This is a genomic window from Persicimonas caeni (genome assembly GCF_006517175.1).
Taxonomy (GTDB): domain Bacteria; phylum Myxococcota_A; class Bradymonadia; order Bradymonadales; family Bradymonadaceae; genus Persicimonas; species Persicimonas caeni.
Map to the genome: position 1 here is coordinate 6732426 of NZ_CP041186.1, position 12541 is coordinate 6744966.

Consider the following 12541-nt stretch of genomic DNA (forward strand, 5'->3'; position numbering starts at 1 on the left):
AGGTTGGATGAGCGCCGAAGAGACAATGCAGGGTGGCGGTCGCACCTACGAGGTGTCGGCCAACCACGAGTCATTGCGCCGGCTCATCCGTCGTTGGGGGCTGGCCAAACTGGTCTTCCTCATCGGCCTCGCCGCCACCGTCTGGATCTGGTCGTGGCTCAGCGAGCGCGAGGCCGCCTATATCAACGCCGACTTCCAGACCGACAGCGCCCAGATCGCCGCCGGCATTCAATTCGAGCTCGCCACCGAGCTTGCCGCGCTGCGCGGGCTCAGCGCGCTATATGTCGCCTTCGACGAGGTCCCGCGCGCCGACTTTATGGAGTACGCCTCTCCTTTCGTCGAATACCGCCCCGGCGTCGAAGGAATGCTGTGGATCAATCGCGTCAGCCGCCAAGAGCGGTCCACCCACGTGTCGCAAACCCGCGAAGTCTTCGACCCGAACTACTCGTTGCGCGCGGTCGACGGTTCTAAGACGACGGTCGAGCCTCCCTATTTTCCCATTCACTACGCGTTGATCGGTCCCGAAATCGAGGCGCAGCTGGAGGGGCTCGACCTGAGCTCGTCTCCCGTGTTGGCGAAGGCCTTGGCGAAGGCGCGCGACACCGGAAGCGCCGTGGTGTCGAACCCCGCCACCTTGCCGGGCTTGCGCGCGGACCAACCGTACGTGCTCGGCTTCCACCCCATCTACCAGACGGGCACGCCGGCCGAGACCGTCGCCCACCGGCGAGAGCACCTGCTCGGGTTTGTCGGGGTGATCTACCACATCGACGAGATCATCCGCGGCACGCTCCAGAGGTTGCCCAGCGTGGCCGAGCTCGAGTTCGCGCTGTTCGACCCATCGCCGGGCGACTCACAGGGGAAGGCCAAGCTCTACGAACACCGCTCCGAGGTCGCCGAGGAAGAGCCGGGGTTCATCGACCGGCTGGTGCACACCGACGACGTGTATCACATGCGCGAGCGCATCCCGATCAATGTGCCCGGGCAGCGCTGGGCGCTGATCTTCGAGCCCAGCGTGGCCTACGTCGAGGCGCGCCAAAACCTCGCCCCGGCCGTCGCTCTGGGCGGTGGCCTGCTCGCCACTCTTCTGCTCAGCGCCCTCGTCGCCTCGATGGCCGGTCGTACGCTGCGGGTCCGCGAGGAGGTCGACCGGCGCACGACCGAGCTTCGCGATGCCCATGAGGCCCTCAAGGAGCGCACCATCGAGATGGAGGCGTCGAACTTCGAGCTGGCGCAGTCGCGCGAGCAGCTTCGCCGCGCCAAAGACCGCGCCGAGGCGGCCAGCCAGGCCAAGAGCGAGTTCTTGGCGAATATGAGTCACGATATCCGAACGCCAATGAACGCCATCGTCGGCTTCTCCGAGCTGCTGCTCGACGCCGACCTCGACCCTCGCTCGCGTGAATACGTCGCTCTCATCGACCGCTCGGCCAACTCGCTGCTTCGCCTGCTCAACGATATCCTCGACCTGTCGAAGCTCGAAGCCGGTGAGCTGACCCTCGAGCATGCGCGGTTCCGCCTCGGCGACGTGCTCGACGAGGTCTTGGACACCCAAGAGATTCGCGCCCGCCGAAAGGACGTGCAGCTCAGTTGTGATATCCCGCCTCGCCTCTCCTCGAGCTTCCTCGTCGGCGACCGCCTGCGCGTGCGTCAGGTGGTCGAGAACCTGGTGAGCAACGCCATCAAGTTCACCGAGCAGGGCCGCGTCGCGGTCAACGTCGACATCGAGTGGGAGCGCAACGACCAGACCTGCCTGCACTTCGCCGTGCGCGATACCGGCGTGGGCATCTCCGAGGAGAAGCAGCAGTTGATCTTCGACGCCTTCCAACAAGCCGCACCCGCGCGGGATGCACGGCGCGGTAGCGGTCTGGGCTTGACCATCGCCTCGCGTCTGGTTGACGCGATGGGCGGCGAGATCTGGGTGGAGAGCGAAGTCGGCCAGGGCAGCACCTTTCACTTCACCAGTCAGTTTGGGTTGGAACCGGAAGCCCCACCCGAGCCCGACGCGACAGACCGCACGTATCCGATCGCTCAATCTTCATCGCTGCGCGTGCTGGTCGCCGAGGACGACCGGGTCAACCGCCGCCTCGTCGAGAGTGTGCTCGAGAAGAAGGGCCACCAGATCACCTTCGCCGAGAATGGACGCGAGGCCGTCGAGACCTTCGAGCCCGGCGCCTTCGATATCGTGCTGATGGACGTCAGGATGCCCGAGCTCGACGGCTTCGAGGCGACCCGCCAAATCCGCGCGAACGAGCAGAGCTCGGGCACGCACACGCCGATCGTGGCGATGACCGCCCATGCAATGAAAGGAGACCGCGAGCGATGCCTGCAAGCCGGCATGGACGACTACGTCGCCAAGCCGGTCAAGGCCTCGAGCCTCTACGACGTCCTGGAGCGGTGGACACAACAGAATTGATGGTCAAACCTCGAGCAGTCGCTCGAGCTTGATGCCCACGCCGCCGGTGGCCCGACGAAGCTCGCGGTACTCCTCGAGCGCCTCGGGGTCGCCGTCGCTGCGGCGCATCGCGCGGATGAGCGTGTTCTTCGGGGTGTGCTCGGAGGGGACGAACTCGACGACGCGGGTCTCGTAGCCCGCCGCGCGGAGCAGGAGCATGCGAAACGTGTCCGTGATCTGCGCGCCGCTCGTGCGTCGAAGCTGCGGGGTCTGCCAGATGGGCCGAAAGGCCCCGTCGACGTCGGCCTCGTCGAGCTCCTTCCAGCCGCGCGCGAGCTCCGCCTGGCAGCAGGGCGCCACCGCGATGAGCTCGGCCTCTTCGGCGATGCCCAGCGCGATGGCGTCGTCGGTGGCGGTGTCGCAGGCGTGCAGCGAGATGACCGCGTGGGTCTTGTCGACCCCGTCTCCGAACGCGCTCTTCCAGGCCGACGCCGAGTCGAACACGTCGAGGTCGGCCGCCTCGTAGCGCAGGATATCCTGCAGGCCGGTGATCTCGGTGCGTCGGCGGCACTCGTCGACGAGCTTGGCGTTGATGTCGACGCCGAGGATACGCGCGGGCTGCTCCCAGACGTTCCGAAAACACCACGCCAGCGCCGTCGTCAGGTACGAGCGCCCGCAGCCTGCGTCGATGAAGTTGAGCACCCCGAAGCGCTCCATCAGCTCGCGAAGCGGCGGGCCCATCAGCCACAGCATATGGTTGAGCTGCAGGTATTTGCTCACCTGCGGCGGAGGCATGGTCGCGTCGCGATGCAACAGCCCCAACGCCCGCAACAGCGCCGGCGCCTCGCCGGGCAGCACCAACAAGTCCTTGCCGCCGGTCAACTCGCGGGTGCGCTCGTCGGTCCAATACTCACGGGCCATCTCGCCGAAGGCCTCTCGCCACTGTTCTCGCATGCCGGTTTCTCGTACTTGGAGGCAGACCTTCCAGGTCTGGAGCAGCCGCCGCCTACTCATTCACTGCGAAGCATTCGCATGCCATTGAAAATCACCAACAGGCTCGTGCCCATGTCGGCCAACACGGCCATCCATAGCGTCGCCATTCCCACCGCGGCCAGAGCGAAGACGGCCACTTTGATGCCCAGCGCCAACACGATGTTCTGGCGGATGATGCGGCCGGTGCGCGCGCCCAGGTCAATGGCCTGCGGCAGCTTCTCGAGGTCGTCGGCCATCAGCGCCACGTGCGCTGTGTCGAGCGCGATATCGGTGCCCGCCGCCCCCATGGCGATGCCCACCGGGGCCGCCGCGAGCGCCGGGGCATCGTTGATGCCGTCGCCGACCATGGCCACGTGCCGGTGACGCTTCGACAGCTTCTCGATGGCGCTGACCTTGTCCTCGGGCAGCAGGTTGGCGAGCACCGCGTCGTCGTCGAGGCCGAGCTCCTCGGCCACGGCGGACGCGCACACGGCGTTGTCGCCGGTGAGCATGTAGACGTCGCCGACCTGCCCGCCGCGCAGTCGCTCGACGGTGGCCTTCGCCTCCGGGCGCGGCGTGTCCTCGATGGCGATGAGCCCGAGGAACTCGTCCCCGCGGGCCACGCCTACGACCGTCTGGCCGTGCTCCTCGAGCGCGGTCCACCTCGCCGAATTGGCCTCGGAAGCCGCGTCGAAGTCGACGCCGTGCTCTTCGAGCAGCGTGCGGCTGCCGACGAGGATCTTCTGGCCCGCCTCGCCCGACCGAGAAGGCGCCGGCGCGTCGGCCGTCGCGCTCGACGAGCACCCCCCCGAGCAGCACGACTCGCCGGCCTCGGCGACCATCTCGACCTGCTCGGCTTGTTGGGCTTGTTTGGCTTGTTGGGCTTGTTTGGATTGGGCCAAGTCGGCCTCGGCAACCCACGCCTCCACGCCGCGGCCCACCTGCGCCTGAAACGACACCAGCCGCCCGCCGTTGTAGTCGAGCCCCCGGGCGTCGGCGGCCTGCGTGATCGCGCGGGCCAGGTAGTGCTCACTTCGGCTCTCGGCGGTCGCGGCGAGCCGCAACAACGCGTCGTCGTCGACGCCGGATACCGGCACGACCTCGGTCACCTGCGGCCGGCCTTGCGTGAGCGTCCCCGTCTTGTCGAAGGCGACCGCGCGGATGCGCCCGAGCTCTTCGAGGAAACGTCCACCCTTGATGAGAATCCCGTCGCGGGCGGCGCGGGCGAGCGCCGAGGCGGTCGTGATCGGCGTCGCCAACACCAGGGCGCACGGACACGCGATGACCAACAAAACAAGCGAGCGGTAGAACCAGGTCTCCCAGTCCCCGCCGAAGAAGATCGGCGGCACGGTCGCGGCGAGCACGGCCAGGGCGATGACCGACGGGGTGTAGCGGCGCGCGAAACGCTCGACGAAGCGCTCCGACTCCGAGCGGTTCTGCTGGGCGGTCTCGATCGCCTCGATGACCTTGGCCAGCGTGGTGTCGTCGGGGGCGTGGTCGACGCGGATGTCGAGGCTTCCCTGCCCGTTGAGCGTGCCGGCGAAGACCTCATCCCCCGCCCGCTTGTGGGCCGGCTTCGACTCGCCGGTGATCGGCGCCTGGTCGACCTCGCTCTCGCCGGCCTCGACGACCCCGTCGACCGGGATCTTCTCGCCCGGACGCACGATGACCTGCTCGCCGATGCCGACCATCTCGACGGGCACCACCTCTTCCTGGCCGTCGCGCACCACCCGCGCCTCGTCGGGCGCGAGTTCCATGAGCTTCCCGATGGCGCTGCGCGCCCGCGACATGCTCGCCCCTTCGAGCCACTCGGCAAACGCGAACAGCGCGACGACCATCGCCGCCTCGAGCCACTCGCCTAGAATCAGCGCCCCGATGACCGCCACGGTCATCAACACGTTGATGTCCATGTCGAGCCGCTTGGCCGAGCGAATCGCGGTCTTGAAGACGGGAAACCCGCCCACCGCGGTCGCCACCACGAGGCTGGCCACCGCCACCGTGGGCAGCGCGAACACGTGCATGCACAACACGCCCACGACGATGAGAAGCCCGGCGACCAACACCGGAAGCAGATCCGCATCGCGCCACCAGGGTGGCCGCGTGGGCATGCTCCCGGCCCCGGGGCGCTTTCGCGGCGTGGCCGAAAGCCCCACCGGCTCCAACGCGGCGCCGACTTGGTCGGGATCGAATTCGGGCGCATGACTCACCCGCACACTGCCGGCGGCCAGGCTCACCTGCACACCCTCGACGCCCGGCAGCGGCCCGAGGGTGTCCTCGACGAGTTTGACCTCGCTCGAGCAGCACAGGCCTTTGACTTGGTAGGTCGTGGTGGTTGTGACGTTCGACATCGGAGGTGCTCGGGTAGATACAACGAGTTTCGGGGCTCACGACTACAGGAACCCATCAGGGGCGCTCAACAATCCAAAGTGATGGTGAATGGTCATTGCCTACAGATCGAAACCTCCCGGAAGTCGTCCACGTGCGGCGGGCCGGAGCACGGTCAACCCGCATAAAGCGCCGCCGACGGTCGAGACGAGGCTGTCGCAAAAGGGCGGCGTCGTTTGGAGGCAGTGCTTCCAGCGCTGGTTGCAGGAGCGTGCAGCCTTGCTACCAGGGCAAGATGCCCGGCCTCCAAAGGCTTTCGCGGCAGCCTCGAGACGACCGGGCCCCGATCAGGCTGTGCGCCTCGGCCAGGCTGAGCGCCCCAACGGGGTCGGGGTGCGGTGCTCCGCGCCTCACAATCATACATAAGTGCTCTTGTGGGCTGGAAGGGCAATTCGAGCCCGTGAACGTGCACGTGCACCTGAACGTGAACGGCAGTTAAACCAGCAGTGAGACAGAGATCTGCTCGAAAATGCGAGTGACCGCATGCGCTTGATTCGAGCGCAGTTGCTGTTTCGAGCTCGATAGCAGTCGAAAAGACCGTTCACGTGCACGTGCAGGTTCATGTTCACGGGTTCGAGTCGACCTCATCCGGCATTCGGACTTGTGAACAATCGTTGGGCGCGAAGCAGCGGGGGCCTATATGGTCGGCTTATCAGAAGTGGTTCTTTTCCAGGTATGCACCGGCGTCCGCCCACTTGGCCGCAAGCCCAACGCCCCTACGTTGTGCGCGTCACCGTCGACCGCCTCATGTCCACCAGGGAGGACGCCGTGGAAGAAATCACCTTAGCCGAACCGACCCGGGTCGCCCCCGACACCTTCGCCCTCTCATCGTATGTCCCGTTGCCCGGCCTGGGCGTCTTGCCGGTCAACGCGTTTCTCGTGCGCGCCCAGCAGCCCATCCTCGTCGACGCGGGGCTGTCGGCCACCCGCGAGGCGCTCCTCGCCCGCCTCGAAGAGCTCGTCGACCTGGACGAGCTGCGCTGGATCTGGCTCACGCATACTGACCCCGACCACATCGGCGCCATCGAGCTGCTCTTGGAGCGCGCCCCCAACGCCCGGGTGGTCACCACCTACCTCGGCATGGGCAAGATGGGCCTGCACCGCCCGCTGCCCCCCGAGCGCGTCTACCTGCTCAACCCGGGCCAAGAACTCGATCTGGGCGACCGCAAGCTCTTCGCTCTGCGCCCGCCCACCTACGACGCCCCCGAGACGACCGCCGCCTTCGACCCGAAGACCCGCGCGCTCTTCGCCGCCGACTGCTTCGGCACCCTCATGAAAGCCCCCGCCCAGACCGCCGCCGAAATCCACCCCGACGAGCTTCGCGACGGCATGATCACCTGGGCGAGCGTCGACGCCCCCTGGCTCGAGTTCATCGATGAAGAGGCCTTCGAGGCCTCGGTGCGCGCGCTCGAGCGCCTGGCGCCCAAATACGTCTTCAGCGGGCACTTGCCCCCCGCCGAAGACCTGTCCGACACGCTCGCCGCCTGCCTGCGGGACGCCCGCGGCGTGACCCCGTTCGTGGGGCCCGACCAGGCCACCATGGAGGCGATGATGGGGGAGGAGCCGCCGAGTGGTGAGGCGCGGGCTTAGCGCCCCGGGGCGCGGTGCTCTGCGCCGCCGGCGGTCGAGACGACCGCGCCCCGAGGTGGCTGTGCGCCTCGAACAAGCTGTGCGTCCTAGCCCGGGGCCGGTCGCGGTCACGGAGCCGGTATCCGGGAGCCGGCTGGCCTCCCCAACCAAAACATGGCATATTCGTCGGCACGTACCCGACAACTGAACTGTCCCCGGGAGGGGGACCCCGCTGGCGGCATGCGAGCGGAGCAATGCGAATGGAGACGTGATGCACGAAGCTAAGTTCGATATTGGTCTCAAAGCGCTGTTCAACCGTGGTAAGAACCGAGTCCAGAACATCGAGGTGGCCCAGCCCAGCGGCCGCGAGATGATCGGGATGGCGTACAACCTGCTCGACCAGGAGTTCGCGCCCTACGATGCGGCGGTCGCCGCCGTGCAGAAGGAGGGCGAGGAGGCCGCGCGTGCGGCCGAGGAAGTCGCGCTCGCCGAGGTCGACACCGAGGAGGCCTTCGCCCACCTGCACGCGACCGGCAACGCGCGCCTGTACGAGCTCAAGGCCGACCCGAACGAGGACGCCGACCTGTACGAGCGGCGCATGAGCCGTGGGATGCCGTTGAATCCGTCGGAATTCTCTCACTTGGGCGTCGACCGTACCTCGGCGGCGATGGCCACGGCGATCGAATTCATGACGGGTGAATTTCCCGACGGCCATGCCGCGCTCGAGCGCGCCCGGGAGGCGCATGCCAACCTGAAGGCCAAGCTCGAAGCCGCCGATTCCGAGGAGGCCGAGCGCGTGGCCGCGATGCAGGCGCTGTTCGACGCGCGCACGAGCGCCAAACGCGCCTACTCGGCGGCGCGCAAGCTCGTCGACGCGGCGTTGTCGCTGGACGGTTCGGAAGAGCGCATCTCGCAGCTGATGCCGCCGCTGTCGTCGATCTATGACTCGGCGACCCCCTCGACGGACGAGCCCGTTGTTCCTGACGAGCCGGTCGAGCCGGTGGAGGCGTAAGCGCGGAGTTTCGCCACACGAGCCTCGAGAACGCCAACCCCGACCATGGGGTTGGCGTTTTTTCTTGCCAGAACGCCAACCAATGCTGCTAGGTTGGCGTTTTTTCTTGCTGGAACGCCAACCAAGACCGATGGGTTGGAGTTTTTTCTTGCTAGAACGCCAACCAAGGCCGTTGGGTTGGCGATTCTTCTTGCTGGAACGCCAGCCCAAGCCCCTTGGCTGCCGTTCTTTGGGGGCGAGTGCTGCAACCAAGGTCGTTGGGTTGGCGTTCTCGCTGGCCAAAACCGCAACGCGACTCGTTTGGGTTGGCGTTTTTGCTTGCGAGAACGCCAGCCCAAGGCCTTTGGCTGGCCTTCTGTCAGCGAGAGTGCTGCAACTCGAGGGGCCGGGCTCTACTCCAGGTGGTGATAGTCGAGCTTCAGCTCCTCTTCGAGCGCCTCTTGCACCGCCTCGGGGATCTCGGGCACCTCGCGGGTCCACAGCTCCATGTGGCCGTCGTCGCTGCGTCCGTACGGGATATTGACCTTCCAGTCGTCGGCTTCGTCGGGGTGGTCCTCGCGGTATTGCGCGCCGCGTGATTCCTCGCGCATCAGCGCGCCGCGAAAGATGGCCTCGGCGCCGACGAGCATGAAGCGCAGGTTGACCGCCCACTGGAAGCTGTCGGAGCCGGGGCCGCCGTCGACGCTGAGGTCGCCGGCCTTTTCGATGATCTGCGACAGCTCCGAGAGCCCGTCTTCCAGGTCCTCCTGCGTGCGCAGGATGCCCGCCTTGTCCCACAACAAGCGCCTCAGCGCGGCGACTAGATCCTGCGGGCGATGCTCGCCGCTGCGGTCGGCGAGATCGTCGAGCTCGTCGGTGTAGCGGGCGATAACGGCGTCGTCGAGGGAGGGGTTGGGTGACTCATTGGGTGAGGCCTCGTCGGAGAGTGCGTCGGCGAGGTGGGCGCCGCAGAGTTGGCCGAAGACGACGGTCTCGCACAGGGAGTTGCCGCCCAGGCGGTTGGCCCCGTGCAGCCCCGACGTCGCCTCGCCGACGGCGTATAGCCCGTCGAGGCTCGACTGGCCGGTGGTGAAGTCGACGCAGACGCCGCCCATGGCGTAGTGGGCGGTGGGGGCGACCTGCATCGGGTCTTCGGCGATATCGATGCCGAGGTCCTGGAAGCGCTCGTAGACCGACGGGAGACGCTCCTGCAAGAAGTCGCGGTCGCGGTGGGAGATGTCGAGCAGCACGCCGCCGGCGTCGGTGCCGCGGCCCTGGCGGATCTCGCGGGCGTTGGCGCGGGCGACGACGTCGCGGGCGGCGAGCTCCATCTCGTCGGGAGCGTACTCCTCCATGAACCGGTCGCCCTCGGCGTTGAACAGGTGGCCGCCTTCGCCGCGCACCGCCTCGGTCACAAGCTCACCGCGGCGGTCCTCGGGCTCGACCATCCCGGTGGGATGAAACTGGATGAACTCCATGTCGCGAAGGTGCGCGCCCGCTCGGTAAGCCAGCCCGACCGCGTCGGCGGTGTTCTCGTCGGGGCGCGAGGTGCTGCGGTCGTACAACGCGGTGCACCCGCCGGCGGCGATGACCACGGCGCGGGCGCCGATGGCCACGTACTCCCCCGAGTCGATGTCGAAGCCGACCGCCCCGCAGGCGCGCCCGTCGTCGGTGGCGACGTGGGTGATGCAGACGTTCTCCAGATACGGCACGTCGAGCTGCCGGGCGCGCCGCACCAGGGTCTCGAGGATGGCCGCGCCGGTGCGGTCGCCCACAAAGCACGTGCGCCGGTAGGTCTGCGCGCCGAAGTAGCGCTGGTTGATCTTGCCGTTGTCGGTGCGCGCAAACCCCGCGCCCCACTCGTCGAGCTCGCAGACCCGCTCGGGCGCCCGCTTGGCGAGCAACTCCACGGCGGTCGGGTCGCACACGTAGTGGCCCTCGCGGATGGTATCGGCCGCATGCACCTCCCACCGATCCTCCTCGTCGAGGTTCCCCAGCGACGCATTGATCCCACCCGCCGCCCAACTCGTATGCGCATCGCCGTGGTCGCGCTTGCCGAGCACCAGGCACTCGACGCCCGCCCCGGCGAGCTCGATGGCCGTACGCAAGCCGGCGGCGCCGGCGCCGATGATCAGAACGGTGGTGTGTTGTCTGTGGGTCTTTGGCATGTCGGTCTCCGCGTGTCGAAACTTCACTGACGAAACCTAACCACAGCCTGTCCGTACGCCTTGCGGTGGAACGGCGAACTCACCACGGGGACACAGGGGGGCACGGGGAAAGGCCATGTTGTTTTATCCCCCGTGTCCCCGTGCTCCCCGTGGTGAACCCTCTCGTCGCAGGGCAGAACGGCGAACTCACCACGGGGACACAGGGGGCACGGAGAAAGGCCCTGTTGTCGGTATGTGTCAAGATAGTTGTCGCGTCTGAATTATCTACGTCTCTTGTAAATTGAGCGGCGCAAGCCGCACCTCTTCGGGGCGCGTCCATCCTCGCGGCCTTCGACTCCAGCGTGCGGGATTCTTTTGGCGCGCCTGTTCATAGAGCTTTTGGCGTCTTTGTAGCAGCTCGACGTCTTCGCCCGCGTGGCGCTGCTCGGGGGTCACCCAGCCGATCCCGCTGTGATAGTGCTCGGTGTTGTACCAGCGGACAAACGCCTCGACCCACTCAGACCATTCATGCACGCCGTCGAGCGGCTTTTTGGGGTAGCCAGGCCGGTATTTGAGCGTGCGAAAGCTCGATTCGCAGTGAGGGTTGTCGTTGGAGACGCCCGGGCGGCTAAACGAAGCGGCCACCTCCAGGCGCTCCAGCGTCGCCAGAAGCGTCGAGCCCTTCATCGCAGCCCCGTTGTCGGCGTGGATGCAAAGTCCGCTCGCCTCGACCTGTTCGGCGAGGATCGTCTTTTCAATGAGGCGGCTCGACAGCTCCATCGATTCTTGGTCTTCGACGCTAAAGCCGACGATCTTGCGGCTGAACAAGTCCATGATCCAGTAAAGGTAGACAAACCGGCCGCGTACCTGGGTGGGCAAGTATGTGATATCCCACACCCAGACCTGGCCGGGGCTGGCGGCCACTAATTCGGGCTTCGGCCTGGGCTTCGGCGGCCGGCTTGGCTGGCGGTGGGTCATCATCTTCTCTTCGCGCAACACGCGGTAAAATGTCGACTCGCTGGCGACATACTCGCCCCGGTCGGCCAGGCTGCATACGATCTGCCGGGGGCTCACATCACAGAATTCACGACCTGTGGCGATGGCGACCACCTGTGCTCGCTCCTCGTCGGTGAGCGCGTGCGCACACCGACTGTGGGGTCCCTGGCGAGCGTCCTCGGCCTGCGGGTCTTTTCGCCACCGCTGTATGGTGCGCTCGCTGATGCCCAGGGTCCGACAGGCCTGGGCCTGACGCGCGCCGTGGGAGACCGCCTCTGCGATCATGTCGAGGATGACTTGTCGCTCTTGCCGATCATGGGAGCGTCCTCGTCCCCCCACAACCGGCGCGCCTTTTTTGAGAGCACCAACAAGGCGGCCGTCTCGGCCAGCGCGGCCTCCTTTCGGCGAAGCTCGCTTTCGAGTTCGCGCTTGTCCCGTTGGGCCTGGCGCAGCTTCTGGGTGGCCTCCTTCTTGGCCCTGGTGCGTCCATCAAGCCCCTCGTACATCTGCGCTCTCCAGCGTCGAAGGTCGCTTGTATGCACTCCTTCCTCGCGCAGGAAAGCGCCAAACTCCTTGCCCTCGAGCGCCTCGGCGGCCATCACAAGACGCAGCTTTTCGGCCGAAGAGCGTCTCTCGGGTGCCGACTCTGGCTTTGCCTCAGCACGCAAGGCACCATCGAGCGCCGCCTTTCTCCACCGCCAAAGCGTCGTCTTGCCCACGCCGCTCAGCTCGGCCAGGCTCTCCGGGCTGATCTTTTCGTCGAGCATCCGTCGAACAAGACGCTCTTTTAGCTCTTTAGGATATGGACTCATCTCGGATCTCCTTGTTGCCCCTTCGTTCCATGAAACTAACAATCGAAGAGGCGACAACTATCCTGACACCTGGGGTTGTTTGGTCCCCCGTGTCCCCGTGCTCCTCGTGGTGAACCCTCTCGTCGCAGGGCAGAACGGCGTACTCACCACGGGGACACAGGGGGCACGGAGAAAGGCCCTGTTGTTTGGTCCCCCGTGTCCCCGTGCTCCTCGTGGTGAACCCTCTCGTCGCAGGGCAGAACGGCGAACTCACCACGGGGACACAGGGGGGCACGGAGAA

The 12541-nt window shown here is 66.6% G+C and carries 8 protein-coding genes; 3 read left to right on the forward strand and 5 right to left on the reverse strand.

All coding sequences use genetic code 11. The annotated features are described in order from the left end of the window. Positions 1–7: 7 nt before the first annotated feature. Positions 8–2410: a CHASE domain-containing protein gene (locus FIV42_RS25000; protein ID WP_141200336.1), complete on the forward strand. Its 2403-nt coding sequence runs from the start codon at positions 8–10 to the stop codon at positions 2408–2410. Positions 2411–2413: 3 nt separating this feature from the next. On the opposite strand, the gene FIV42_RS25005 is transcribed toward FIV42_RS25000, so the two are convergent. Together FIV42_RS25005 and FIV42_RS25010 are read right to left on the reverse strand one after the other, a co-directional pair. Then, on the reverse strand, positions 2414–3343 hold the full coding sequence (locus FIV42_RS25005) for a class I SAM-dependent methyltransferase (protein ID WP_168210929.1): 930 nt from the start codon (positions 3341–3343) through the stop codon (positions 2414–2416). Positions 3344–3399: 56 nt separating this feature from the next. Continuing rightward, positions 3400–5709 carry a heavy metal translocating P-type ATPase gene (locus FIV42_RS25010; RefSeq protein ID WP_141200338.1) on the reverse strand — a complete coding sequence of 770 codons (2310 nt, stop codon included), beginning with the start codon at positions 5707–5709 and terminating at the stop codon, positions 3400–3402. An 805-nt stretch (positions 5710–6514) separates the two neighbouring features. Here FIV42_RS25010 and FIV42_RS25015 point away from each other — a divergent pair. Then, complete coding sequence (locus FIV42_RS25015) at positions 6515–7336, forward strand: oxygen-binding di-iron domain-containing protein (RefSeq protein ID WP_222615314.1); 822 nt, start codon at positions 6515–6517, stop codon at positions 7334–7336. Between the two features lie 250 nt (positions 7337–7586). After that, a complete protein-coding gene (locus FIV42_RS25020) occupies positions 7587–8327 on the forward strand; it encodes a hypothetical protein (protein ID WP_141200340.1) in 741 nt (246 codons plus the stop codon). A 392-nt stretch (positions 8328–8719) separates the two neighbouring features. Here the strand turns inward: FIV42_RS25020 and FIV42_RS25025 are convergent, their stop codons facing one another. The 3 genes from FIV42_RS25025 to FIV42_RS25035 form a co-directional block, all read right to left on the reverse strand. Then, the gene (locus FIV42_RS25025; RefSeq protein WP_141200341.1) at positions 8720–10474 is read right to left on the reverse strand and encodes an L-aspartate oxidase; all 1755 of its coding nucleotides are present in this window, start codon (positions 10472–10474) and stop codon (positions 8720–8722) included. Between the two features lie 264 nt (positions 10475–10738). Beyond that, positions 10739–11734, reverse strand: a complete 996-nt coding sequence (locus tag FIV42_RS25030; protein WP_141196617.1) for an IS3 family transposase — start codon at positions 11732–11734, stop codon at positions 10739–10741. Continuing rightward, positions 11731–12261: a transposase gene (locus tag FIV42_RS25035; RefSeq protein WP_141196618.1), complete on the reverse strand. Its 531-nt coding sequence runs from the start codon at positions 12259–12261 to the stop codon at positions 11731–11733. Before FIV42_RS25035 ends, FIV42_RS25030 begins: the two co-directional genes overlap by 4 nt. Positions 12262–12541: the final 280 nt, after the last annotated feature.